Below are 25,804 nucleotides of genomic sequence, written 5' to 3' on the forward strand. Positions count from 1 at the left end.
AGTTGTGTATAAGAGACAGGGCCCGCGCAGCCGCTGGCCGCTTCGCTGCCCACCGCTTCGGCGCTGCCGGTGAGTTCGGCGGCGGCGACCGGGGGCCCGGGAGCCGCTGCGTCCGGGGCGCGCAGCGCCGACGCGCACCCGTTGCTCGACCTCTCCGGTGCGGTCACCGGTGCGGACGGGACGGTCACGGTCACCGGCAGCGTGTCGCTCGCGGCGCAGCCGTGGCTGCGGGACCACCTGGTCAACGGGCGCGTGCTGCTGGCGGGTACCGCCTTCATCGACATGGTCGGGCGCGCCGGTGCGGCCGTGGACGCCGCCTCGATCGCGGAGCTGACGCTGCACGCGCCGCTCGATCTGACCAGCGCCGACGAGGTGACCGTACAGCTCGTGTTCGCGCCGCGGGCGGCGGACGGGACGCGCGGGGTCGAGGTGACCTCGCGGCCGGCCGGCGCCGCCGGGAGCCGGCCGTGGTCGCGGCACGCCACCGGCACGGTGGCCCCGCTGCGCGGCGCGCCGGACTTCGACCTGGTCCAGTGGCCGCCGCCGGGGGCCAAGCAGCTGCCCTCGCAGGACTACTACGCCGCCATGGACGCGGCCGGCTACACCTACGGCCCGGCGTTCCAGAGCCTGCGCGCCGTGTGGGCGCGCGGTGACGAGATCTTCGCCGAGGTCGAGCTGCCCGCAGGGTGCATGGCCGAAGCCGGCCGGTACGGCGTGCATCCGGCTCTGCTGGACTCCGCACTGCACGCCATGGGCTTCGGTACCTGGATGGACGGCGGAGGGGGACTGCTGCCGTTCGCCTGGCAGGGCATGTCGGTCTTCAGCCCGGGAGCCGGCGGCCGGGCCCGCGCCCGGCTGACCGCAGCGGGCGGCTCCGGCGTCGCGCTGCAACTGGCCGACGGGGACGGGAAACCGGTCGCGCAGCTGGACTGCCTGGTGCTGCGCTCGGCCACGGGCGAGCGCCCCGACCTGGTGCGGGACGCGCTGCTCACGCTCGGGTGGGAGCCGCTTCCCGAGCCGCCCGCCGCATCCGGTGCCGCGGCCGGTGACGCCGCTTCCCGCGCCACCTGGTCGCTGCTCGGCCCCGACCCGTACGGCATGGCCGAGGTGGTCACCCCCACCGACGGCGGGGAGTACGCCGTCCTGTCGCTGCGCGGGCCCGCCGACGTTCCGGTGACCACCGCGGGGCTGGTGCCCGCCGCGCACGAGGCGGCCGGTGCGCTGCTCGACACCGCCAGGGACTGGCTGACCGACCCGGCCAACCGCGGCCGCCGCCTGGTCGTCCTGACCAGGGGAGCCATCGCGGTCGAGCCGGGCGAGCCGGTCTCCGACCTGGTGAACGCTCCGGCGTGGGGCCTGCTGCGGGCTGCTCAGTCCGAGTTCCAGCGCAGGCTCGTCCTGGTGGAGCTGGACCGGCACGCGCCGGTGGCGGGGGTGCCCGCCGCGATCGCCGCCGCCGTGGCCGCCGATGAGTTCCACATCGCCCTGCGCGGCGAGCGGGTGCTGGTACCGAGGCTGGTGCCCGCAGCGCAGGACCCGGGCCTCACGGTGCCGGACACCCCGGCCTGGCGGCTGGACAGCACGGCGCCCGGCACCCTGGAGAGCCTGGCGCTGGTGCCCGCCGAGGACGCGTCCCGTCCGCTGGCCGCCGGGCAGGTACGGGTCGCGGTGCGCGCCGCTGCACTCAACTTCCGCGATGTGCTGGGCGCGCTCGGGATGTATCCGGGCGACCTGGTACTCGGTGCCGAGGGCGCCGGCGTGATCACCGAGGTCGGGCCCTCGGTCACCGGACTGTCCGTGGGCGACCGGGTGTTCGGCCTGATGCCCGGTGGCATCGGCCCCGTCTGCGTGACCGACGCGCGGGCCGTACGGCGCATCCCGGCCGGCTGGTCCTACGCCGAGGCCGCGGCAGCGCCCGTGGCGTATCTGACCGCCTACTACGGTCTGGTCGAGCTGGCCGGGCTGCGGGCGGGGGAGTCGGTCCTGGTGCACGCCGCCGCGGGCGGCGTCGGCAGCGCCGCTGTGCACCTGGCCCACCACCTGGGCGCCGACGTGTTCGCCAGCGCGTCGCCGGGCAAGCACGCCGAGGTGCGCGCGATGGGCGTACCCGCGTCGCTGATCCGCTCCTCGCGGGATGTCGGATACGCCGCCGCGTTCGCCGCCGAGACCAGCAACCGCGGGGTCGACGTCGTGCTCAACTCCCTCACCGGCGAGCACGTCGACGCCTCGCTGGGGCTGCTGCCCCGCGGTGGGCGGTTCATCGAGATGGGCAAGACCGACATCCGGCAGGCCGACGCCGTGGCCCGGAGCCATCCGGGGGTGCGCTACCAGGCGTTCGACCTCGTCGAAGCCGGCCCCGAGCGGATCGGCGCCATGTTCGACGCGCTGCTGCCGCTGTTCGAGCGGGGCGTACTGCCGCCGCCCGCCCGCACCGTGCTCGACGTCCGCCGGGCGCGGGACGCGATGCGCACCATGAGCCAGGGCAGGCACATCGGCAGGATCGTGCTCGTCATGCCCCGTACGTTCGCCCCCGGCGGCACCGTGCTCGTCGCGGGCGGCACGGGCACGCTGGGCTCGGTGATCGCCCGCAACCTGGTCACCGCACACGGTGTACGGCACCTGGTGCTGGCCTCCCGGCGTGGCGAGGCCGCGCCAGGGGCCCGCGAGCTGGCAGCCGAACTCACCGCGCTCGGGGCCGAGGTGCGGGTGGTGCGCTGCGATGTGACCGACCGCGACCAGGTGGCCGACGTGCTCGCCGGTGTCCCGGAGGCGCATCCGCTCACCGGTGTGGTGCAGGTGGTCGGGGCGCTGGACGACGGCATGCTCAGCGGCCAGACCCGGGCCCGGCTCGCGCCGGTGCTGCGGGCCAAGCTGGACGCCGCCGTCGTCCTCGACGAGCTGACCCGCGCCGCCGATCCCGACGTCTTCGTGATGTTCTCCGGCGCCGCCGGGGTGCTCGGCAACCCGGGGCAGTCCAACTACGCCGCGGCCAACGCGTTCCTGGACGCGCTGGCCAGGCGCCGCCGCACCGACGGCCTGCCGGGCCTGTCCATCGCGTTCGGGCTGTGGTCCAGCGTCAGCGATCTGACCCGGGACCTCCTGGAGGACGAGCAGGCCACCGCCATGATGGTGCGCAGCGGGTTCCGGATGCTCTCCGACCAGGACGGCGCAGCGCTGTTCAACGCCGCCGTCGCGGCACCGGCGGACCTGGCCGTGCCGATGCGGCTGGACATTCCCGCGCTGCGGTCCGCACCCGTGCACCCGGTGCTGCGCAGCCTCGTCCGGCAGCCCTCGACGGCCGCTCCCCGGACGCGGACGGCTGCGTCCGGGACCCCGGCAACGCGGCCTGCCACGGCCTCGGCCGCGGCAACTGACGTGCGCCCGGCGGAAACTGACGCGTCCGCTGCGGCAGCCGCCGCACGCGGCACGGCAGGTGACGTACCCGCCGCGGGAGGTGACGTACGCGCGGCGGTGGCCGACGTACGCGCCGCCGGAGGCGACGTACCCGCCGCAGCAGCCGACCTGCCCGCCGCGCCCGCCGATGCCCCCGCGGTGCCGGTCGGCACCGCGGGCCCGGCGTCGTCCGGTTCGCTGCTGGAGCGGTTGGCCGGTACCGAGCCGGACCGGCGGCGGGAGGTGCTGCTGGCGCTGGTGGCCGAGAACGTCGCGGCGGTGCTGCCCGGGTTCGAGCCCGAACACATCGAGGAGGACAGCGGCTTCGCGGAGCTCGGGTTCGACTCGCTGACCGCTGTGGAGCTGCGCAACCGGCTCGACCAGGCGACCGGGCTGCGGCTGCCGGTGACGCTGGTCTTCGACCAGGCGACCGCCGGCGCGCTGGCGAGCCATCTGCTGGGACTGCTGGCCGACCGGATCCCCGCAGCCCAGGCCGCCCAGGCGGCCGCCGGCGGCGGGGCGGAAGCCGGCGAGGACTCCTGGGCCGCGCTGCTGGCGCCGGAGAACCTGGCCGGCGTGGGCGCGGTCGCCGACCTGGGCGGCGGCGGTGGCGAACACCTCGCCACCCTGGCGTCCGAGCAGGGCGCGGCCGTGGTCCATACGGTGCCCGCCGCTCCCGACGAGGCCCTGCCCGGCAGTTACGACCTGGTGGTGGCCCTGGGCTGCCTGGTGGCCGTACGCCGTAAGCGGGAGCTGCTGGCCAGAATCGACGCCGCGCTGATCGACGGCGGCCGGATGCTGCTGGCCGACCACGTCGGCACCCTGCGCGGCGACCTGGACGACCGTGCTGCCGGGGTGCTGGTGCCCAGCGTGGACTCGTGGGTGTCGCTGCTCGGCTCGGCCCGCCTCGTCGTCGACCAGATCACCGAACCGCCGGCCGTGGTGGCGCCGCTGCTCGACCACGCCGGGCTCGCCGAGCCGCACCGCCGCGGGTGGACCCGTCCGGTGCTGCTGCGGCTGCGCAAGGACGCAGGGCTGGCGGCGGACGAACGAGACCGGGCCAACCACCGTGCACTGACCGAGTGGGCAGGCGCCTGAATCCGGAGGGGAGAGACATGTCCGAGGTTGTGCGCGTGGTCGAGGAGGCCGCGGCCAAACTGAACCTGACCACCATCGGGGGCCTGGACCTGGCCAGATCGGTGTCGCTGGTCGAGGCCATCAACAGCAGGCTGGGCACCAGCCTGTCCAGCGGGGTGGTCGCCGACCACCCCGACATCGGCAGGCTCGCAGCGCACGTCGAGTCGGTGCTGGCCGAGCAGACGGCCCGGGAGGAGGTGGCGATCGTCGGGCTGCACTGCCGCACCGGCGACGCGGCCGACCCCGGCCAGTTCTGGGACGTGGTGCGCCACGGCCGCGACGTCACCCGTCAGATCAGCGACCCGGTCGCGGTCCGGATGTTCCAGGAAGCCTTCCCCGGCGCCGAGTTGCCCCGCTACGGGGCGATGCCGGACACCGACGCCTTCGACCCGGCGTTCTTCCGTATCGCGCCGACCGAGGCGGCGGCGATGGACGCGGCCCAGCGGGTGCTGCTGGAGTCCAGCTACCACGCGCTGGAGGACGCCGCGATCGACGCCGCCACCCTGCGCGGCCGGCGGGTCGGCACCGTGGTGGGCACCACGGGTCTGGCGCCGCAGGCGGAGTACAACGCCCACTCGCTGCTGGGCTCCGACACCAGCGTCATGGTCGCCAGGCTCGCCTACCACCTCGATCTGGCCGGGCCCGCGCTGGCGATGGACACCGCCTGCTCCTCGTCGCTGGTGGCCCTCGACCTCGCCTCCCGGCTGCTGCTGTCGGACGAGGCCGATGTGGTGCTCGCGGGCGGGGTGTACGTGGCCAACCACCCCGGGGTGTTCCTGACCATGCAGAGCCTGGGCACCGTCTCGGGCACCCGCAGGTGCCGGCCGTTCGACGCGGAGGCCGACGGCATGCTGGTCGGCGAGGGCGTCGGCATGCTCGTACTGAAGCGGCTGTCCGACGCGCTGCGCGACAACGACCGGATTCACGGGGTGATCCGGGCCAGCGGCACCAACCAGGACGGCCGCACCTCGGGCATCACGGCCCCCAGCACCCAGGCGCAGGCCACACTGCTGCGCTCGGTGCTGGGCCGCAGCGGCGTCACGGCGGACGAGCTCGGCTACTTCGAGGCGCACGGAACCGGCACCACGCTCGGCGACCCCATCGAGATCGCGGGCATCACCTCGGCCTTCTCCGGGCTCACCGACCGCACCGGCTACTGCCCGATCGGATCGGTGAAGGCCAACATCGGCCACACCATGGGCGCCGCCGGAGTGCTCGGCGTCATCAAGGTGCTGCTGAGCATGCGGGCCGGAGTGGTGCCGCCCGCCGCGAACTTCACCACTCCCAGCCCCCACATCGACTTCTCCGCCGCACCGGTACGGGTGGCCACCGAGGAGTCCCCGTGGGCGCCGGGCCCGGACGGCCGCAGGCATGCCGCGGTCAGCTCTTTCGGCTACAGCGGCACCAACGCCCACCTGGTGCTCTCCGACCACCCGGCGCCCGGCGCGCCGCCTGCGGCCGCTCCCCGGCGGCAGCTGGTGCCGCTCTCCGCGCGGACCGCGGAACGGCTCCGTACCAAGGCGGCCGAACTCGCCGCCGCGCTGCGCGGTCCGCTCGCCGAAGCGGATCTGGCGGATGTCGCCTACACCCTCCAGGTCGGCCGGGAGCCGATGCCGCAGCGGGCGGCCGTGGTCGCGGACTCCACGGCCGAACTGGCCGACAAGCTCGACCGGGTGGCGGCCGGCGAGGAGACGGACACCGGCGGTCTCCCCGCCGCACTGGCCGAGCCGGCGGCGAAGTGGGCGGCAGGCGAGCCCGTTTCCTGGGCACGGCTCCACCTGGGCACCGCACCGCGCCGGATCGGGCTGCCCGGCTACCCCTTCGAGCGCAACCGCTATCCGCATGTCTGGGCCGACGGCACCCCGATCGAGCGTCCGACCGACGGTTCGGCGCCGATCGCCCCGCTGGGTTCGGCGGCCGGGGACTCAACGGCCGCACAGCCCGCACAGCCCGCACAGTCCGGGCAGTCCGGGCAGCCCGAAAACGCCGGGCAGACCGGGGTACCGGCAGGACCGGCGGGACCGGCAGGACCGGCAGAACCGGCCGGGCCCGGAGTGCCGTCCGTGCTGCCCGAACTGGATGCCGCGGCGTCGGCGCACCTCGCCGAGCACCCCGACAGGACCAGCCTGCGGGCCGCGCTGGAGGCCGAGGAACTGGCCGGGGAGCTGGCGACGCTGTGCGAACGGCTGCTGCTGGCGTCCCTGCGCCGGATGGGCGTCTTCTCCACCGCGGGGGAGCGGTACACCGTCCAGGAGCTGATCGGCCGGCTGGGCGTCGTCGCCGAGCACCACCGCCAGCTGGCGGGCCTGGTGCGGCTGCTGGTGGACGCCGGGTATCTTGCCGAGGACGGTGACAGCTACACCACCACCGCCGAGTGCGCGGCGATGACCCTGCAGTGGGAACAGGCCGCAGTGGACGAGCTCACCGGCGAACTGCTCGGCCGCAGGCCCGAGATGGCTGGCTTCGCCAAGCTGCTCACCTCCTGCCTCGACGCCTATCCCGAGGTGCTGACCGGGAAGCGCAAGGCACACGAAGTGCTGTTCCCCGACGGCTCCTTCACCGCCGTCGAGGGCGTCTACCACAGCGACCAGGACGCCAACGCCCTCGTCGCCCGCCTGGTCGGGGACTATGTGCACGCCCGGCTCGAGCGGGACCCGGAGGTTCCGGTCGCGGTGCTGGAGGTGGGCGCGGGCACCGGTGGCACGACCGCATCGGTGCTGCCGGCCCTGTCCCCGTACAGCGACCGGGTGCGCTACACCTACACCGACATCTCCCGCGGCTTCACCCGTTACGGCGCCGACCGGTACGGCCGCGAGCACGAGTTCCTGGACACCGCCGTCCTGGACATCGAGCGGGCTCCGGCCTCCCAGGGCTTCGCCGGGGGCGAGTACGACGTGGTGCTGGCCACCAACGTGCTGCACGCCACGGCGCGGATCGACCGCACCCTGGCCAACGCGCGCTCCCTGCTGCGTCCTGGCGGCGTCATCATCCTGCTGGAGGTCACCCGGGTGCAGCCGTTCCCGACCCTGACCTTCGGGCTGATGCCGGGCTGGTGGTCCTTCCAGGACACCCGGCTGCCCAACGGTCCGCTGCTGAGCGCCCCGATGTGGCGGCAGGCGCTGGAGCGGGCCGGCATGGGCTCGGTACGGACCTTCTCGCTGCTGGCCACCCGGGAGGACCAGGCGCTGGAGTCCGTGATGCTGGCCGAGAACCCCGGCGCCACCGCCACCGCCGCCGCCGCGCCCGTCGAGCCCGTCGCGGCTTCCCCGGCCGTCGCGTCCGCCGCGTCCGCCGGGCAGGCACCGGCCCGGCCGGCCCCGGACGGGACCGCGGCCGGCCCGGAGAGCGGCGCGCTGGAGGCCATGGTGGCGGAGGCGGTCGCCGAGGTGCTCGGCCTCGCCAAAGTCGATCCCAAGGACGACTTCCACGACCTGGGCGGCGACTCGATCCTCGCCACGCAGGTCATCTCCCGGCTGCGCGACCACTTCCCGATCGAGCTCGACCTCGGTGGTCTGTTCGAGGCCGGCACCGTCGCGGCGATGGCGCAGGTCGTCGAGGCGGAGCTGGTCGACCGGATCGACGAGCTCCCCGACAGCGTCGTCGCCGACATGCTCGCCTGACCCGCGACCCCGGCACCGGAACCCACCGAACTCGGCAGAAGGAGCACTCCCCATGTCATTGGACGAGAAGGCCGGCACGGGCAGCGATCGGCTGTCGCCGCAGAAGCAGGCGCTGCTGGCCAAGCTGACCCGCGGCAGGCGGCAGTCGGGAGCCTCCGCCGGCGGCATCCCCCGCCGCGACCCCGGCGTGCGGCCGCCGCTGTCCTTCGCACAGCGCAGGCTGTGGTTCCTCGACCAGATGGTGCCCGGCAGCCCGGCCTACAACGTGGTGATGACCTTCTCCATCAGCGGCCCGCTGCGCCCGGACGTCGTCGGCCGCGCGGTGGACGAGATCGTGCGCAGGCACGAGGCGCTGCGCACCACGCTGCCCAGCGAGGACGGCGAGCCGTGGCAGCGGGTGGCCGGGACGATGAGCGTGCCGGTGGTCACCCACGATCTGCGGCAGGCCCCCGACCAGGTGGACGACCGGATCGCCGAGCTGGCCAGGGAGCCGTTCGACCTGGCCGAGGGGCCGCTGCTGCGGGTCGTGCTCTTCCGGCTGGCCGAGGAGCGGTGGGTGGTCTTCCTCAACGCCCACCACGTGGTCGTCGACGGATGGTCGCTGGGGCTGTTCTGGGAGGAACTGCTCACCCTCTACGACGCCTTCGACGCGGGACGCCCCTCCCCGTTCAAGGAACTGTCCATCCAGTACCCGGACTTCGCCATCTGGCAGCGGGAGCACCTGGCGGGGGAGCGGCTGGAGAACCAGCTGTCCTACTGGCGGGAGCGGCTCGCCGGGGTCACCGAGCACCTCGAGTTGCCGTTCGACCGGCCGCGCCCCGCCGTGCAGACCTTCGAAGGGGGCGACGCGGAGCTGGTCTACCCGGGCCCGCTGCGCGACTCCCTCCAGGAGCTGGCCCGCGAACAGGGCGTCGGCCTGTACACGGTGCTGCTCGCGGCGCTCCAGGCGCTGCTGCACCGCTACACCGGGCAGGGCGACATCCCGGTGGGCTCGCCGGTCACCAACCGCACCCACACCGACGTCGAGCCGCTGATCGGGTTCTTCGTCAACACCCTGGTGCACCGCACCCAGGTCAGCGGCGAGCAGACCTTCGCCGACCTGGTGGCCGAGGTGCAGGAAGGGGCCTCGGGCGCCCAGCGCCACCAGGAGGTGCCGTTCGAGGCCATCGTCGAGGACCTGCGGCCCGAGCGCTATCTCAGCCAGAACCCGCTGTTCCAGGTGTGCTTCAACTTCCTGCCGGCCCGGCCGCTGCGCTCCCCGGCCGGGCTGACCGTGGAGCGCATCTCCGGCGTACGCAACGCCACCTCCAAGTTCGACCTGTGGATCAGCATCGTGGACCGGAACGACGATCTGCTGGTGGAGGTCGAGTACAACTCGGCGGTGTTCGACCACGCGACCATCGACCGGCTGCTGGCCGCGTACCGCACCCTGCTGGAGGCCGTGGGGCGGGACGCGAGCACCACCATCGCCCGGCTGCCCGTCATGACGGAGGAGGAGCGCGCGCGGATCGAGAACGAGTGGGGCCCGCGCTCCGAGACCGTCCCCGTGCCCGCCGAGCTGGCCCACGAGCTGTTCGCCGAGCATGCCAGGCGCACCCCGGACGCGGTGGCGGTACGTCACGAGGGCGCCGGCCTCACCTACCGCGAGCTCGATGAGCAGTCCAACGCGCTGGCCCACGCCCTCCGGGCCCGGGGCGTGGGGCGCGGCACCCTGGTGGCGCTGGCCACCGAGCGGTCACCGGAGCTGGTCTCCGGCGTGCTGGGCATCCTCAAGGCGGGCGGCGCCTATGTGCCGGTCGACCCCACCTACCCCGACGAGCGGATCCAGTATCTGCTCGGCGACAGCAAGGCGGAGATCGTCGTCACCCAGCGGCACCTGGCCGGCCGCTTCGCGGACGGCGGCCCCACGGTGGTGACCGTCGACGGCCATCCGCCCGCCGACGCCCCCGGGCGGCTGCCCGGCGCCGGGCCGCAGGACCCGGCGTACGTCATCTACACCTCGGGCTCCACCGGAAAGCCCAAGGGCGTGCGGGTCAGCCACGCCAACATCACCCGGCTGTTCGCGGCGACCGACCACTGGTTCGGGTTCGGGCCGCAGGACACCTGGGCCCTGTTCCACTCCTTCTGCTTCGACTTCTCGGTCTGGGAACTGTGGGGCGCGCTGGCGCACGGTGGCCGCCTGGTCATCGTCCCGCACGCCGTCTCGCGCTCGCCGGAGGACTTCCTGGAGCTGCTGCGCGCCGAGCGGGTGACCGTGCTCAACCAGACCCCGCTGGCCTTCCGGCACCTGACGGCCGCCGAGGAGACCGCGCCGCCGGGAGAGCTGTCCCTGCGTCTGGTGATCTTCGGAGGTGAGGCGCTGGACGTGGCCGGCCTGCGTCCTTGGTTCGACCGGCACGGCGATCAGCGTCCCAGGCTGGTCAACATGTACGGCATCACGGAGACGACGGTGCACGTCACCTACCGGGAGATCACCCGGGCCGATGTGGAGAGGGTGTCGCCCGGCTCGCCGATCGGCCGCCCCCTGCCCGACCTGTCGGTGCGGGTGCTCGACGGCTACGGCGAGCTCAGCCCGATCGGGGTGCGCGGCGAACTGCACGTCGGCGGGGCCGGGGTGGCGGACGGCTATGTGGACCGGCCGGAGCTGACCGCCGAGCGGTTCGCCGAAGGCCCGGACGGGCGCGAGTACCGCTCCGGCGACCTGGTGCGCTGGCTGCCCGCCGGAGAGCTGGAGTATCTCGGCCGGGCCGATCAGCAGGTCAAGGTCCGCGGCCACCGTGTCGAACTGGGCGAGGTCTCGGCGGCTTTGACCGCGCACCCCGAGGTGCGCGAAGCCTTCGTGCTGCCCGAGGACGACGGCAGCAGGCTCGTCGCCTACGTCATCCCGGAGACCGGGGCGACCGGGGCGGCCGGGGAGCAGGACGAAGGCCGGGGCGAGGAGTGGCGCGGCGTCTTCGACCGTGTCTACAGCGAAGGCCCCGCCCTCGAACCCGACTTCGACATCCGGGGCTGGGACAGCAGCTACACCGGTGAACCGCTCTCCCCGATGGACATGTGGGAGTGGGTGGGCGCCACCGTGGACCGGGTGCTGGAACTTGGACCCCGCCGGGTGCTGGAGATCGGCTGCGGCACCGGCCTGCTGCTGTCCCGCATCGCCCCGCACTGCGCCGAATATCACGGCACCGACATGTCCGCCACCGCCGTGCGGCAGTTGCGCGAGACGGTGGTCTCCCCGCGGCCCGACCTGTCCGGGGTCCAGCTGCACGTGCTGCCCGCGCACGACTTCAGCGCCTTCGAGCCGGGACAGTTCGACACCGTCGTGATCAACTCCGTGGTGCAGTACTTCCCCGACCCGGAGTATCTGCGCCAGGTGATCGCCGGCGCCCTGCGGGTCGTCGCCGACGGCGGCGCGGTGTTCATCGGCGACGTACGCGCGCTCCAGGTGTTCGACACCTTCCACGCCGACGTGGAGCTGCGCCGCGGCGAGTCCGCACCCAGTGCGGCCCAGGCGCGGAGCCGGATCCGGCACGCCGCAGCACGCGACCGCGAACTCGTGCTGGACCCGGCCTTCTTCGAGCTGCTGCGCCGCGAACACACCAGGATCAGCCGGGTCGAGACCCAGCTGCGGCGCGGCGAGCGCGACACCGAGATGAACCGCTACCGCTACGACGCCGTACTGCACACCGGCACCCCGGTCGAGCAGCGGGTGCCGGGCACCGCGCTCGACTGGACGGCGGGTGAGACCACTCCGGACGAGGTCGAGAGCCTGATCCGTACCCGCGACCCGGAGGCGGTTGTGGTCCGCGGTGTGCCCAACGCACGCCTCGCCGACGTCGTTCAGGCGCTGGCCGAGCTCGACCGGGCGGACGACGGGGCACCCGCGCCGGCACTGCCGACCACGCCGGCCCCGCAGCACGGCGACGCCGTGCACCCGGAGCGCTGGTGGCAGCTGGCGCGGCGGCTGGGCCGTACGGCCACCCTCTCCTGGACCCCGGGCGCCGCGGACGGCCGCTACACGGTGCTGCTCGCCACCCCCGGCACCCGCGAGCGGTGGATCGCGGACCGCGTGGACGAGAGCGTACGCGCCGAGGACACCTCGACGGACCCGGCGTTCGCGAACACCGCCGCCGCGCTGATGCCGCAGCTGCGTGCCCACCTGAAGGACCGGCTGCCCGACTACATGGTGCCCTCGTCCTTCGTGCCGCTGACCCGGTTCCCGATCAACGCCAACGGCAAGCTCGACCGGGCCGCCCTCCCGGCCGCGCTGCCCGAGCCCACGGACGGCACCGAGGGTGCGGCGGAACCGGTCACGGAGACCGAACGCGCCCTCGCCGAGATCTGGGAAGAGGTGCTCGGCACCGGGCGGGTCGGCACCGGCAGCAACTTCTTCCAGTTGGGCGGCGACTCGATCCACACCATTCGCGTCGTCACGGCCGCCCGCAAGCGCGGTATCGAACTCACCCCGCAGATGATCTTCCAGCACGGCACCCTGAGCGAACTCGCCGCCGCCGCCTCGGCCACGGACGGCCCTGCCGGGGCCGGGGAGAGCGAGGAGGTGACCGGCGACATCATCGCCCGGCTGCGCGCGGATCCCGGCGTCGAAGACGTGTATCCGCTGGCACCTTTCCAGCTCTGGGCGCTGCGCACCATGGTCGCCAACCCCGCCCCGGGCGCCTTCCAGGTGCACAGACTCACCGCCATGCCGCGCGGGCTGGTGAACCCGGAGGTGTTCCGCGCCGCGGCGACCGAGCTGGCCCGCGCATATGAGGTGCTGCGCACCTCGTTCGTGTGGGAGGGCCTCGAGGAGCCGGTGCAGGTCGTGCACCGCGAACCGGCGGTCGAGTTCGAGTTCGCCGACTGGCGCGCCTACTCGCCCAGTGAGCAGGACGCCGCGCTGGAACGTCACCTGGCGGCCGACCGGGAACGCGGCGTCGATCCGGCAGCGCCCGCGGGACTGCGCTACTTCGTCGCCGACGTGGACGACAGCCACTGCCTGATGGTGGCCAGCCTCAGCTATCTGTGCCTCGACGGCTGGTCGTTCAACGTCATCGCCCAGCAGTTCGACGCCGTGATCGCCGACCTGATGGCGGGCCGCACCCCGCGGCCCGAGACCGGGCTGCGGTTCCGCGACTTCATCGCCGAGATCGGCAAGCGGGACCGGCAGGCCGAGGCGGACTACTGGCGCCGGGCGCTGGCCGGTCTGCGCGAGCCCGTGCAGCTCGCCCGCAACGTCCCGGGCAATCGGGTGGGTGACGGCGACGGCTTCGGCAGGCAATGGCTCAGCCTCCCCGACGACCTGGCGGCCGGGCTGCGCCGGCTGGTGCGGGAGCAGGGCGTCACGCTCAACACCCTCTTCCAGGCGGGCTGGGCGCTGACCGTCGCGGCCTTCACCGGCGACGGAGAGCGAGCCGACGTGGCGCACGGGATGCTGATGACCGGCCGCTCGTCCGGCCTGGAGGGCAGCGACGCGATGGTGGGGCCCACGCTCAACATCCTGCCGCTGCGCACCGAGGTCGAATCGAACGAGCCGGTTCCACGGTTCCTGCGCCGGGTCATGGCCGAGATCGCGGAGGTCGGCGCTCACGAGCACACGGTGCTCGACGAGGCACTGTCGTACGGCGAACTGCCGCCTGGGCGGCTTCCCTGCGAGAGCTACCTGGTGTTCCAGAACGTCGGCGTCGAGACCTCCGAGCGGTTCCCCCCGGGCTATTACGTCTCCCGCATGGGCTTCCCGCTGCGGGTCGACGTCTTCCCCACCAGCACCATGACCGTGCACATGTCCTACTACCGGGACCTGTTCACGGACGAGGCCATCGGCTTCCTCCTCGGCGCCTACCCGGCGGTCATGCGGGCCCTGCTCGAGGCGGGCGACGGGCCGGTGCGCGAGCTGCTGGCCGCCGCACGCCGGGCCACCGCACCCGCAGGCCCGGTGTCCGGGTTCCGGGAGGGACAGTTCGTGGTCAAGGACATCCTCGCGCTGGCCGGGGGTGAACAGTGAGCACCCCGACCGTCTTCATGTTCTCCGGACAGGGCTCCCAGCACTTCCGGATGGGCGAGACGCTCTACCACCAGGAGCCCGTCTTCCGGGCCGAGCTGGAGCGGCTCGACACCATGGTCGCCGAGCTGCTGGGCCAGTCGGTGGTGGCGCGGCTCTACCGCGGGGGCCGGGTGGGCGAACCGTTCGTCGACACCCTGGTCACCCACCCGGCGATCGTGATGATCGAGCTGGCGGCGGTCGAACTGCTGCGCGCGGACGGCATCGTGCCCGACCTGCTGCTCGGGTCGAGCCTCGGCGAGTTCACCTCGGCGGCGGTCTCCGGGGTGCTCACCGTCCCCGAGTGCCTGAGGCTTGTCGTCGCACAGGCCAGGGCGCTGGAGGGACTGCCGCCCGGCGGGATGCTCGCGGTGCTCGCCGACCCCGGGCTGCACCAGCGGATGCCCGTGCTGCGGGACCACACCGACCTGGCGGCCCGCAACGGACCCGAGCACTTCGTGCTCTCCGGCGCTGAGGACGCGCTGATGGCGGCCGAAGCGGCGCTGCGCGAGGCGGAGGTGCCCTGCCAGCGCGTCGCGGTCGAGTACGCCTTCCACTCGCGGCTGCTGGACGACCGCCGTACGGCCTGCCGCGAACTGCTCGACGGCCTTCAGCTGCGCCGGCCGCGGATCCCGCTCGTCTCGTGCGCGACCGGCGAGCGGGTGGCCCACCCGACCCCGGAGCACTACTGGCAGGTGGTGTCCGGGCCGATCGAGTTCGAGCGCGCGGTCCGGGGCCTGGAGCGGACCGGCCCGCACCGCTACCTCGACCTGGGCCCCTCCGGCACCCTGCACAACCTGACCGCCGCGCTGCTTGGGCCGGCACGGGGCCGGTCGTACCCGCTGCTGAGCATGTTCGGGCACGACGGCCAGCTGCTGGAGAAGGTACGCGAGACGTTCCGGCCCGCCCCGGCGACCGAACCCGCGCCGACGGCCGCGTCTTCCCTCTCTTCACCGGCTTCCGCGTCTTCACCGGCTTCCCCGTCTTCCTCGTCCTCCCCCTCTTCCCCGTCGGCGGAAGGAGCTCCGATGAAGGTCATGAAGGTCTACGGCTTCCCGGGCCAGGGCTCTCAGTCCCAGGGCATGGGCGCCGAGCTGTTCGACCGGTTCCCCGCCGAGGTCGCCGCCGCCGACGCCGTTCTCGGCTACTCCGTCCGCGAGCTGTGCGAGCACAATCCGCAGGGACGGCTCAGGCAGACCGAGTACACCCAGCCCGCCCTCTACACCGTCTCCGCGCTGTCCTATCTGGCCCGGCTGGCGGAGGACCCCGTCGAGCCCGACTATCTCGTCGGGCACAGCCTGGGCGAGTACGCGGCCCTGTTCGCCGCCGGTGTCTTCGACTTCGAGACGGGGCTGCGCCTCGTCGCCCGCCGCGGAGAGCTGATGGGGCAGGTCGCCACCGGCTCGATGGCCGCCGTCGTCGGCTGCGACCTGGCCACCGTCGAGTCGATGATCGCGGGCATCGACGACGTGTACATCGCCAACATCAACGCGGCCGACCAGATCGTGCTGGCCGGCACCGACAGCGGCCTGGACGCCGTCAAGCCGCCGGCCGAGGCGGCGGGTGCCCGTTACGGCAGGCTGCGGGTGGGCGGGGCGCTGCACTCCCCGTTCGTCTCCCCGGCCGCCGAGGAGTTCGGCCGCTTCCTGCGGACACTGCCGCTGGCCGAACCCCGGATCCCGGTCCTGGCCAACTACGACGCCCGGCCGCACGACGCCGAGGGCCTGGTGCACCGCCTCACCCGGCAGATGGACAGCCCCGTCCGCTGGCTCGACTCCGTGCGGTATCTGCTGGACCGCGGCGACTTCGAGTTCACCGAACTGGGCCCGGGCCGGGTGCTCCGCAACCTCGTGGCCAAGATCAGGAAACAGGCGGAATCGGACGCGGGTGCGCCTTCGGAGCCCGAGCGGGCGGGCGTGGCTGCTGGCGCCGGGCCGGTGGGCCTGGGGCCGGTTGCCGCTTCGGCGGGTGCGTCGGCGCCCGAACCTGCGGTCCAGGCCCGGGTTTCCGAGCCGGTGGGTGCGGCTCCGTCCCCCGAGCCGGTGGTCGCGGCTCCGGCCACTGAGCAGGTGGGCGCGCCTTCGGCCCTCGCCCCGGCACAGGCTGCCCCGGCGTCCGGGTCGCAGGTCATGACAGCGGTTGCCGCCCCGGCGGGTGGGGTGCCGGTTGCTGCCCCGGCGGGAGCGGTGGCGGCTCCCGAATCGACGGGCGCGGCCCGGGACTTCGAGCCGGTGATCGCGGCCCCCGTCCCCGAACCGGCGAGCCCGGCCCGGGACTCCGGGCCGGTGGCTACGGCATCGGCGCCGCATTCCGCGAGTGACGGGCCCGCGGCCGTACCGGGCGGTGCCGGTGGCTGGTCGGCACCGGCGGACGAGGGAGGCGCGGAGCTGCCCGACATCGGCGCGGCCTCGTTCCGGGAGCGCTACGGCCTGCGGCACGCGTGCCTCGCCGGGTCGATGTACGGCGGCGTATCGGGGCTGGAACTGCTGTCCCGGCTGGCCAAGGCCGGGGGGATGGGGTTCTACGGTGCGGGCGGCCTCACCCTGGCCGAGGTGGAGACCGGGCTCGGCAAGGTCGTGGCGGAGCTGGGCCGGGACAATCCGTTCGGGGCCGCGCTTCCCTACTGCCAGTCGGACCCGGAGTCGGAGCTGGCCCTCGCGGATCTGTATCTGCGCCTGGGAGTGCGGGCCGTCGAGGCGTCCGGCCATCTGGAGATCACCCCCGCGCTGGTGAAGTTCCGGCTCAAGGGCGGCTCGGTGCTGGCGAAGGTCAACCGTGCTGATCTGGCGGAGCAGCTGCTCACGCCCGCTCCGGCCGACCTGGTGCGCCACCTGCGCGACCACGGTCACCTCAGCGCCGAGGAGGCGGCCCGGGCGGGGGCCACACCGGTGGCCACGGACGTGGTGGTGGAGGCCGGCTCGGGATGGCTGAGCAGCCCGGCGACCGTGGCCACTGTGCTGCCGTCGGTCCTGCGGCTGCGCGACCGGCTGGTCACCGGTACCGAACGGGTGCACGTGGGCGCTGCGGGCGGTATCGGCACCCCCGAGGCCGCCGCCGCCGCGCTGTTCATGGGCGCCGAGTTCCTGCTGACGGGCTCGATCAACCAGTGCACCGTCGAAGCGGCCACCAGCCCGCAGGTCAAGGACATCCTGGCGAGCCTGTCCGTGCACGACGTCGACAGTGCGCCCTGGCCGGAGATGTTCGAAATGGGGGTGCAGAACACCGTCGTCCGCAAGGGCCTGTTCTACCCGGCCAAGGCGACCAAACTGCACGAACTGTGGCGGGCGCACGACCGCTTCCAGGACCTGGACCCCGCGGTCCGCGACGAGATCGAACAGCGCTATCTGCGCCGCCCGTTCGCGGACGTGCTCGCCGAGGTGGGGGAGAGTGGCAGCCCCAAGCAGGACATGGCCGCCGTCTTCCGTACGTATCTGACCCAGGGGCTGGCCCTGGCCCGCGACGGCGACGCCGGCCGCAAGGTGGACTACCACATCCCGTGCGGCCCCGCGATGGGCGCCTTCAACGACTGGGTGCGAGGTACCGCGCTCGAGCCCTGGCAGCGCCGCAACGTCGATACGATCACCGAACAACTGCTCAGCGGTGCCGCGAAGTTGCTCGACGAACGAGGGCGCGGTCTCGTCCGCTGACCGGCGGCGGTCCTGGCGCGGCGTTCAGTTCTCCCGGAGGTTTCACCCAGTGAGTTTCGTGCAGTCACCTGTACCCGAGAGCCCGGCGGCGGGCGGTGTCCCGATCGCGTCCACCCCGGAGCGGGCCGAGCTGACCGGTGCGCTGGCGTGGCCCGTGTCCGGCCGCTCGGAGGGCGCGGTGCGGGCCGAGGCGCGGCTGCTCGCCGCACATCTGCGCGCTCACCCCGACCTGCGCCCGCACGACGTCGGGTACACCCTGACGACCGGCCGTGCCGCCGCCGGGCACCGCGCGGTCGTCGTGGGCGCCGACCGCGAAGGGCTGCTCGACGGGCTCGACGCGCTGGCGGCCGGGCGCGACGACCACGAGGGCGTCGTGCGTGGTGCGGCGCGCCCGGCCGGGGGCGTGGTGATGGTCTTCCCCGGCGCCGGCGGCCAGTGGCGCGGAATGGGCGGCGGGCTGTGGGAGAGCTCGGCGGCGTTCAGGGAGACCGTGCTGGCCTGCGCGGAGGCGTTCGAGCCGTATGTGGACTGGTCGCTGGTGGACGTGGTGCGCGGGCGGCGGGGCGCGGCCTCGCTGAACCGCGTCGAGGTGGTGCAGCCAGCGCTGTTCACGGTCACGGTGTCCCTCGCCGCGGTCTGGCGGTCCTTCGGGGTACGCCCCGCGGCGGTGCTCGGGCACTCGCAGGGCGAGCTGGCCGCGGCCCATGTCGCGGGCGCGCTGTCCCTGGCGGACGCGGCGCGTGTGGTGGCCTCCCGCAGCCGCCTCATCGCCGGGACGCTGGCGGGCAAGGGCGCCATGCTGTCCGTGCCGCTGCCTGCCGGGCAGCTGCGCGAGCGGCTGGGCGGCTGGGGCGGCAGGCTGGCCGTCGCGGCGGTCAACGGGCCCGCAACCACCAGCGTCGCCGGCACCCCCGACGCCGTCGAGGAGCTGTTCGCCCAACTCGTGGACGAGGGCGTCAGGGTGGCCCGTATCGTCTCCGACTTCGCCTCGCACTCGGCGCAGGTGGACGACATCCACGGCCCGCTCCTCGACGCGGTGGGCCGCCTCGCACCCCGCTCCACCGACACCCTGCTCTGCTCGACGGTGACCGGCGGACTCTTCGACGGCGCCGGGCTGGACGCCGAGTACTGGTTCCAGAACCTGCGCAGGCCCGTGGAGTTCGACAGCGCCGTGCGCACCCTGCTCGGGCTCGGGTTCGACACCTTCGTCGAGCCGTCGTCGCACCCCCTGCTCACCGCCCCGGTGGCGGAGATCGCTGCCGACACCGGCACCGAGGTCACCGCGGTCGGCTCGCTGCGGATGGGGGAGAGCACCGCACAGCGCATGCTCACCTCGCTGGCCGAGGCGCAGGTGCGCGGGGTGCCCCTCGACTGGCGGCCGGCCTGCGCTGACGGCGCGCGTATCGAGCTGCCCTCCCAGCCGCTCGGGGCGTCCTCCCCGCCGCCACGCAAGGCGCCGCCGGGGCCCGCCGACGACGCCTGGTTCTGGCGGGCCGTCGGCCGCGGGGACCTCGCGGGCGCGCTCGGCGTCGTACTGCCCGCGCTGAGCTGGTCTAACAGCTCATGACCTGGAACTGCCCGTGATGACCGAGAACATGACACTCCGTGGAGGTGCGGTGTCGGAAGAACAGCGAACCCACAGGCTGATGGTGCTGGGAGCCGGGGTGATGGGCGTCGGCATCGCGACGCTCGGCATCGGTTCCGGGCTGCCGGTCACCCTCGTCGACGTGGACGAGGGGAAGCTCGGCCAGGCGCGCCGGCAGATCCGCCGCGAGCTGAAGCTGGCCCGGCTGATGGGCGCACTGCCGGAGGGCACCGCACCGGGTGAGCTGACCACCACCACCTCGGCCAAGGAGGGCGCGGCGGCGACCGCGGTGATCGAGGCCGTGACCGAGCTGGCCGAGGTGAAGGCCGCCGTACTGGCCGAGGTCTCCGCGCTGGTCGCCCCCGGCACTCCGGTGGTGTCGAACACGTCGTCCATTCCGATCGACGAGCTCGCGGACGCGGTGGCCAGGCCGGAGGATTTCATCGGCACCCACTTCATGAACCCGCCCTGTCTGATCCCCACGGTGGAGGTGATCCGCGGCAAGCGCACCGGCGACGCCGTCGAGGCCACCCTCACCTCCGTCCTCGCCGAACTCGGCCGCACGGCGCTCGTGGTGGCCGACAACCCGGGCTTCGTGACCAGCAGGGTGCTCCACCCCATGCTCAACGACGCCATCCGGGTGGTCCGTGAGGGCACCGCGCCGCCCGAGACGGTGGACGCGCTCTTCGAGGGCTGCCTCGGGCACCGCACCGGGCCGCTGCGCACCGCCGACCTGATCGGCCTGGACAACCTCGCCGACTCGCTGCGGGTCCTGTACGAGCGGACGGGCGACGAGGGCTGCAAACCGGATCAACTCCTGCTGGACAAGGTCCAGGCAGGTCACTTCGGCCGGAAGACCGGCCGGGGCTTCTACGACTACGGAGGACACGCGTCATGACCACCACGCCCGAACCGACCGCCGACGTCATCGCCGAGCGGATCACCCGGTTCCTCGAGGAGCGCACCAAGATCTCCTTCGCGGTGGACACCGACGTGTTCGCCTCCGGCAGCGTGAACTCGCTGTTCGCGATGGAGCTCGTCGTCTTCCTCGAGGAGAGCTTCGACGTCGAGATAGGCGGCAGCGACCTGCGGCTGGACAACATGCGCACGGTCCGCTCCATGACCGGCCTCGTCCAGCGGCTGCGCGACGCCGACGAGGACGGCCATGGCTGAGACCGTGACCGAGCTCGACCGGCTCCGCGCCTTCGCCGACGAGCTGATCGGCGACTCGGCCGACTCCTGGGACCGGGCCGGAACCATCCCCGAGGAGATCGTGCGCAAGGCCGGGGCGCGGGGGCTGATGTGCGCGCAGGTGCCCGAGCGCCACGGCGGCCTGGGGCTGAGCAGTGCGGACAACGGCGAGCTCACCGCCTTCGTCGGCAGCCGGTGCAGCTCGCTGCGCAGCCTGATGACGTCCCAGGGCATGGCGGCGTGGACGGTCCAGCGGCTCGGCGACCGGAAGCAGCGCGCCGCGCTGCTTCCCCGGCTGGCAGGTGGCGAGCAGGCTGCCGTGGCCTTCAGCGAACCCGGTGCGGGCAGCGATCTGTCCGCCATGGCCACCCGGATCGAGCCGGACGGCGACCGTGTCGTGGTGACCGGCGAGAAAGTGTGGATCACCGCCGCCTGCTACGCGGAACACCTCGTCGTCTTCGGCCGGTACGGCGACGGCACGGCAGCGGTCGTGGTGCCGGCGCACGCCGAGGGCGTGAGGGTGGAACGGGTGCCCGAACCCCTGGGCTGCCGTGCCGCGGGGCACGCCCGCGTCCGGCTGGACGGGGTGCGGGTGCCGGCGGCCGAAGTGCTCGGCGGCGCCGGGCAGTCCACCGAGCTGCTGGTCAGCACCGCGCTCGCGTACGGCCGGATGTCGGTGGCCTGGGGCTGCGCCGGAATCCTGCGCGGCGCTCTGGCCTCGGTGAGCCGGCACGCCCGCACCCGGACCCAGTTCGGCAAGCCGCTGGCCGGGCATCAGCTCGTCGCCCGGCACGTGGCGGAGCTGCTGGCGGCCGAGCAGACGGCGACCAGGGTGTGCGCGCACGCCAGCCACTGCTGGGACACCCGGTCGCCGGAGGTGGTGTCGGCGACCGTCCTGGCGAAATACGTCAGTTCCCGGCACGCCGCCGCGGGCGCAGCTACCGCTGTCCAGGTGCTCGCCTCGGCCGGCGCCCAGGAGAGCCACCCGGTCGCGCGCGCTTACCGGGACGCCAAGCTGATGGAGATCATCGAGGGCAGCAACGAGATCTGCGAGCTCCTGCTGGCCGAGCATGCGCTGAGCGTCCACGCCTGACGCGGCTGCCCGGCACCCCGGACACTCCCCGACAACGCCAACGACATCCCCCGACACCCCCACCCGACAACCCCTCGAACCCCTCGACAACCCACCGAGAGGACACCGGACGGTGAGCGAAAAAGCCACGACCACGGTGAAGTGCCTGGTCTGGGATCTGGACAACACACTGTGGCAGGGCACCTTGCTGGAGGACGGCGAGGTGCGGCTCGCCGAGGAGATCCGGGCGGTCATCGTCGAGCTCGACGCGCGGGGCATCCTTCAGGCGGTGGCCAGCAAGAACGACCACGAGCCCGCCTGGGCGCGGCTGGAGGAGCTGGGCGTCGCGGAGTACTTCGTCCTCGCCGAGATCGGCTGGGGCCCCAAGTCGGACTCCGTGCGGTCGATCGCCGACCAACTCAACTTCGCCCACCACACCATCGCCTTCATCGACGACCAGCCGGCCGAGCGCGCCGAGGTGGAGTTCCATCTGCCCCAGGTCCGCTGCTATCCGGCCGAGCAGGCGACCGCGCTGACGGCACTGCCCGAGTTCACCTCGGCCGCCAGGACGGTCGACTCGGGCAAGCGGCGCGAGATGTACCGCGCGAACTTCCGCCGCGACGCCGAGCGCGCCGAGTTCACCGGGCCCGACGAGGAGTTCCTGCGGTCGCTCGGCCTGGAGCTGGAGATCTTCCCCGCGACCGAGACCGAGCTGAGCCGGGTGGAGGAACTGACCCTGCGCACCAGCCAGATGAACGCCACCGGGGTGCACTACTCGGACGAGACGCTGCGCGGCCTGCTCGCCGACGACGGCCACGAGGTGCTGGTCGCCACCCTCACCGACCGCTTCGGCACCCACGGCGCCATCGGCGTCCTGCTGCTGGAGAAGGGCGCCACGGCCTGGCATGTGAAACTGCTGGCCACCTCCTGCCGGGTGGTCTCCTTCGGCGTCGGTACGGCGATCCTGAACTGGCTGGCGAGCGAGGCAGCCGCCGCCGGTGTCCACCTGCTGGCCGACTTCCGGCGCACCGACCGGAACCGCATGATGGAGATCGCCTACCGGTTCGCCGGCTTCGACGACCAGGACTGCGACTGCCGCGGTGCGCTGCCCGGCACGGGCACCGAGGGGGTGGAGCGCCTCCACCTGGTCGCCGAGCACCGCGATCCGCCGAGCACGATGCGCCTGGTCGCGCCCCAGCTGGCCGCCCGCGTGCTCTCGCAGCCCACCACGGGAGCCTGACGGCGGGCCTTCCCTCTCCCCCACGGCTGCGCTTGTCCGCCCCGCACCAGGGGCGCCGGGCGGACAAGCGCAGCCTCCGTGCCGGGTGCGCAGGAATGCACCACCCTCCCGGGCAGGCTCAGCCGGCCTTCTTCCGTGCCAGGGTCATGCCGTCGGCGACCGGCAGCAGGCACGCCTCCACCCGCTCGTCGGAGCGGACGAGCTCGTTCACCTGACGGATGGCAACGGTGTCCGGGTCGTCGGCTGCCGGATCGACGACCCGACCGAAGAACAGGGTGTTGTCGAGCACGAGCAGACCGCCCGGCCTGACGAGCTCCAGTGACGCTTCGTAGTAGGCGGGATAGCCCTTCTTGTCGGCATCGATGAACACCAGGTCGACGCTTCCCGCGCCCCTCTCCTCCCGCAGCCCGGCCAGCGTCTCCCGCGCGTCCCCGAGCCTGAGATCGATCCGGTCGGCGACCTGGGCGCGTTCCCAGTACTCGGCGGCTATGTCCGTCCACTTCTTGTTGACGTCGCAGGTGATCACGTGCCCCCCTTCGGGAAGCGCCCGGGCCATGCACAGGGTGCTGTACCCGGTGAAGGTGCCGATCTCCACCACGGTCGATGCACCGGTCAGCTGAATCAGCAGCGACAGGAACCGCGCTTCCGCGGCCGGCACCTGCATCGCCGTCCCTCCGGGCAACTCGGCGGTCAGCGTCCGCAACGCGCCCAGCACCTCGTCCTCAGCGGGGGAGACGGCCTCGACGTAAGCGAGCAGTTCCTCGGTGGCAGCTATCTGAGTGGCCATGCCCACAACGTATCCCCAGCCGCCCGGGCAACACGCCGGTCAACGCGTATACGCAGAGCGGCAGTTGTCCCACGCGCCCTCATGCGGTGCCAGCGGTACTGCCCGGTGGAGCGCACGTCGCCTGCGTATCGGCCGGGGCGGGTGGCCGGGAAGCGGACGTGGCGGACTGCTCCAGGCGGGCGGCCATGGCGCGGAGGACCGCGGCGGCTGCCGTGCGTACGAGCGGGTGCGCAAGGGCGCTGCGGAGGGCGTGGTACGCGGGCGGTTGCATGGTCGCTCCTCCAGGGACGGGCGTGGACACGGTGCGGGGGCGCGGAGTCAGTGCTTGTGGTCCGTGGACGGCGAATCCGGCGCGCCCCCGCCCTCCTCGTCCTCCCCGCCCTCGGCCGCGCCCGCCCGCACGGTGAAAGCCGCGGTGCGGACCTTGCCCTCGTGCTTGAAGTCGAGGAAGAGGCGGTAACTGCCCTCGGTCGGCACGGTGGTGGTGAAGGAGATGCCCGGCCCGGCCTTCGTCTTGCCGTCACCGGGTTCGCCGTTGGGGTGGACGTGCACATACCCCAGATCGCCGGCGCGCAGGGCGACCAGGTGCCCGTAGGCGCCGAGGTAGGGCTGGAGGTCGGTGACGGACTTGCCGTCGCGCGAGACCTTCAGCCTCAGCTCCTGCGCAGAGCCGGGCTTCAGCTCCCCTTCGAGCGCGACGCGGTATCCGTCGACGGTGGCGGTCCGTGCGGGCCGGGGCAGCGCCTTGGGCTCGTACTTCCCGGAGACGGCGAGGTCGGTGCCGAGGGTGAGGCCCTGGCCGCCGGCGGCGCCGCGCGGGACGAAATCGGCGAAGAGCCGGTAGTCACCGCCGCGCGGCAGCTCGGTGCTGATGCTCCACTGGCCGCTGTGGTCGCGCTTCGGGTGCAGATGGCGGTATGTGGCCAGGTCGCGCGAGGCCAGTATCAGGTGCAGCTCCTTGGTGTGCTCCTTCTGGTACGAGGTGAGCGCGTCGCCCTTCTCGTCGCGCACCACGAAGCGCAGCTTTTCCCGCTCGCCGGCGGTCAGCCGCGGGGTGCGCAGATCGAGGCGGTACCCGCGCTCGGCGCTCGCGAGCCCGCCGGGCGGCTCCTCCCCGCCGCCGTCGGCCGCCTTCGAGCCGTGCTCCTCATGCGCGCCGTGATTGCTCGCCTCCGGTGCGGAGATCGGGTCGATTGCCGCGCCGACGCCGTACGTACCCGAGAAGGCGGCGGCCAGCGCGGCGGTGAAGAGGGCGATCTTTCCTGCGGTGTTCATGGCGGTCCCCTGTCCCTGGCAGTCCCCTGCGCGCGGCCTCCGGCGGGCCGATAAGGAGAGAATACCCCCAGGGGGTATCAAGTCAAGCGCGGACAGCACTCGGCTCTGACCGTGGACAGCTCGCCGATGAGTTCGCGCAGCGCCTTGTCGTTGGGGGAGCGGCCGGCTTCGGCCCGCAGCAGCGCGGCGGTGATGGCGGCGGCTCCCCCTGGACCGGGCCCCGGAGGGCTACAAGGCCATGGACGAGCGCCGCGCCACCAAGGTCCTCCGCACCCTCTGACCGCCCCGCCGCACCCTGTCCGCGAAAAGTTCACACGGTGGCGGCCGCCGCTTCGGCTTCCACGAACTCCTTGGTGTGCTGGAGGGCACGCCGCGTGCCGCCGAGGATGATTTCGGCCATGCCGTCGTCGTCCACCGGCGCGTCGTCGGTCATCTCGAAGTCCTGGACGGAGCGGATGGAGGAGCGGCCGCCCGGCTCCTCGCGGTAGACCCACAGGGCGACGGAGTAGCGGAAGTGGGGGTTGCCCCAGCGGCGGGCGTAGGCGGTGTGCCGTTCCGGGTCGAGGATCCGCTCGACGAAGTAGGACCACTCGCGGCCCCCCGCGTCGGGCGGTGTGACGATCCGCAGGGTGCGCGCGTTGCGTGCCGGGTCCTCGGCCACCAGCTCATGGCCCTTGCCGTCCGGGGAATGCCTGCGGTCGTTCTCCTGGGTGTTGGCGAGCCGCCAGGTCAGCTCCAGCGGTGCCCCGATGAGGACGTGCGTGTCGATGTGGCCGGCCATGCCGTGGTTCCTTCCGGGTGTTCCAGCAGTACGGGATACGGG

The 25,804-nt window shown here is 73.2% G+C and carries 12 protein-coding genes; 9 read left to right on the forward strand and 3 right to left on the reverse strand.

Translation table 11 applies throughout. The annotated features are described in order from the left end of the window. The first annotated feature begins 69 nt into the window (after positions 1 to 69). The 9 genes from ITI46_RS05245 (at position 70) to ITI46_RS05285 (ending at position 22,919) form a co-directional block, all read left to right on the forward strand. Complete coding sequence (locus ITI46_RS05245; RefSeq protein WP_209238198.1) at positions 70 to 4,491, forward strand: SDR family NAD(P)-dependent oxidoreductase; 4,422 nt, start codon at positions 70 to 72, stop codon at positions 4,489 to 4,491. A 17-nt stretch (positions 4,492 to 4,508) separates the two neighbouring features. Continuing rightward, positions 4,509 to 8,150, forward strand: coding sequence for a beta-ketoacyl synthase N-terminal-like domain-containing protein (locus ITI46_RS05250; RefSeq protein ID WP_209238199.1), 3,642 nt, complete (start codon positions 4,509 to 4,511; stop codon positions 8,148 to 8,150). Between the two features lie 52 nt (positions 8,151 to 8,202). Continuing rightward, positions 8,203 to 14,148: a non-ribosomal peptide synthetase gene (locus tag ITI46_RS05255; protein ID WP_209238200.1), complete on the forward strand. Its 5,946-nt coding sequence runs from the start codon at positions 8,203 to 8,205 to the stop codon at positions 14,146 to 14,148. After that, positions 14,145 to 17,831 (forward strand): ACP S-malonyltransferase, encoded by a 3,687-nt coding sequence (gene fabD / locus ITI46_RS35395; protein WP_307808065.1) that lies wholly within the window; start codon positions 14,145 to 14,147, stop codon positions 17,829 to 17,831. The genes ITI46_RS05255 and fabD overlap by 4 nt, the downstream gene beginning before the upstream one ends. A gap of 58 nt (positions 17,832 to 17,889) precedes the next feature. Continuing rightward, a complete protein-coding gene (locus ITI46_RS05265; protein ID WP_209238201.1) occupies positions 17,890 to 19,398 on the forward strand; it encodes an acyltransferase domain-containing protein in 1,509 nt (502 codons plus the stop codon). 28 nt (positions 19,399 to 19,426) lie between these two features. Further along, on the forward strand, positions 19,427 to 20,314 hold the full coding sequence (locus tag ITI46_RS05270; protein WP_209238202.1) for a 3-hydroxyacyl-CoA dehydrogenase family protein: 888 nt from the start codon (positions 19,427 to 19,429) through the stop codon (positions 20,312 to 20,314). Beyond that, a complete protein-coding gene (locus tag ITI46_RS05275) occupies positions 20,311 to 20,589 on the forward strand; it encodes an acyl carrier protein (protein WP_209238203.1) in 279 nt (92 codons plus the stop codon). Before ITI46_RS05270 ends, ITI46_RS05275 begins: the two co-directional genes overlap by 4 nt. Next, on the forward strand, positions 20,582 to 21,700 hold the full coding sequence (locus tag ITI46_RS05280) for an acyl-CoA dehydrogenase family protein (RefSeq protein ID WP_209238204.1): 1,119 nt from the start codon (positions 20,582 to 20,584) through the stop codon (positions 21,698 to 21,700). Before ITI46_RS05275 ends, ITI46_RS05280 begins: the two co-directional genes overlap by 8 nt. Before the next feature lie 112 nt (positions 21,701 to 21,812). After that, positions 21,813 to 22,919 (forward strand): HAD-IIIC family phosphatase, encoded by a 1,107-nt coding sequence (locus ITI46_RS05285; protein WP_209238205.1) that lies wholly within the window; start codon positions 21,813 to 21,815, stop codon positions 22,917 to 22,919. Between the two features lie 118 nt (positions 22,920 to 23,037). Here ITI46_RS05285 and ITI46_RS05290 read toward each other — a convergent pair whose 3' ends face one another. From ITI46_RS05290 to ITI46_RS05300, 3 genes are all read right to left on the reverse strand, one after another. After that, entirely contained in the window at positions 23,038 to 23,706 is a 669-nt protein-coding gene (locus ITI46_RS05290; RefSeq protein WP_209238206.1) for an O-methyltransferase, read from the reverse strand. Between the two features lie 318 nt (positions 23,707 to 24,024). Further along, positions 24,025 to 24,981, reverse strand: a complete 957-nt coding sequence (locus tag ITI46_RS05295) for a DUF8832 domain-containing protein (RefSeq protein ID WP_209238207.1) — start codon at positions 24,979 to 24,981, stop codon at positions 24,025 to 24,027. A gap of 310 nt (positions 24,982 to 25,291) precedes the next feature. Further along, positions 25,292 to 25,762 carry an SRPBCC family protein gene (locus ITI46_RS05300; protein WP_209238208.1) on the reverse strand — a complete coding sequence of 157 codons (471 nt, stop codon included), beginning with the start codon at positions 25,760 to 25,762 and terminating at the stop codon, positions 25,292 to 25,294. Positions 25,763 to 25,804 lie beyond the last annotated feature (42 nt).

It is taken from the genome of Streptomyces oryzae (assembly GCF_017676365.1).
Lineage (GTDB): Bacteria > Actinomycetota > Actinomycetes > Streptomycetales > Streptomycetaceae > Streptomyces > Streptomyces oryzae.

Bases quoted from the DNA above. Each gene is read 5' to 3' on its own strand.
- ITI46_RS05275 (WP_209238203.1), top strand. From the start codon at position 20,311: ATGACCACCACGCCCGAACCGACCGCCGACGTCATCGCCGAGCGGATC.
- ITI46_RS05280 (WP_209238204.1), top strand. From the start codon at position 20,582: ATGGCTGAGACCGTGACCGAGCTCGACCGGCTCCGCGCCTTCGCCGAC.
- ITI46_RS05255 (WP_209238200.1), top strand. From the start codon at position 8,203: ATGTCATTGGACGAGAAGGCCGGCACGGGCAGCGATCGGCTGTCGCCG.
- ITI46_RS05300 (WP_209238208.1), bottom strand. From the start codon at position 25,762: ATGGCCGGCCACATCGACACGCACGTCCTCATCGGGGCACCGCTGGAG.
- ITI46_RS05270 (WP_209238202.1), top strand. From the start codon at position 19,427: ATGACACTCCGTGGAGGTGCGGTGTCGGAAGAACAGCGAACCCACAGG.
- ITI46_RS05295 (WP_209238207.1), bottom strand. From the start codon at position 24,981: ATGAACACCGCAGGAAAGATCGCCCTCTTCACCGCCGCGCTGGCCGCC.
- ITI46_RS05250 (WP_209238199.1), top strand. From the start codon at position 4,509: ATGTCCGAGGTTGTGCGCGTGGTCGAGGAGGCCGCGGCCAAACTGAAC.
- ITI46_RS05290 (WP_209238206.1), bottom strand. From the start codon at position 23,706: ATGGCCACTCAGATAGCTGCCACCGAGGAACTGCTCGCTTACGTCGAG.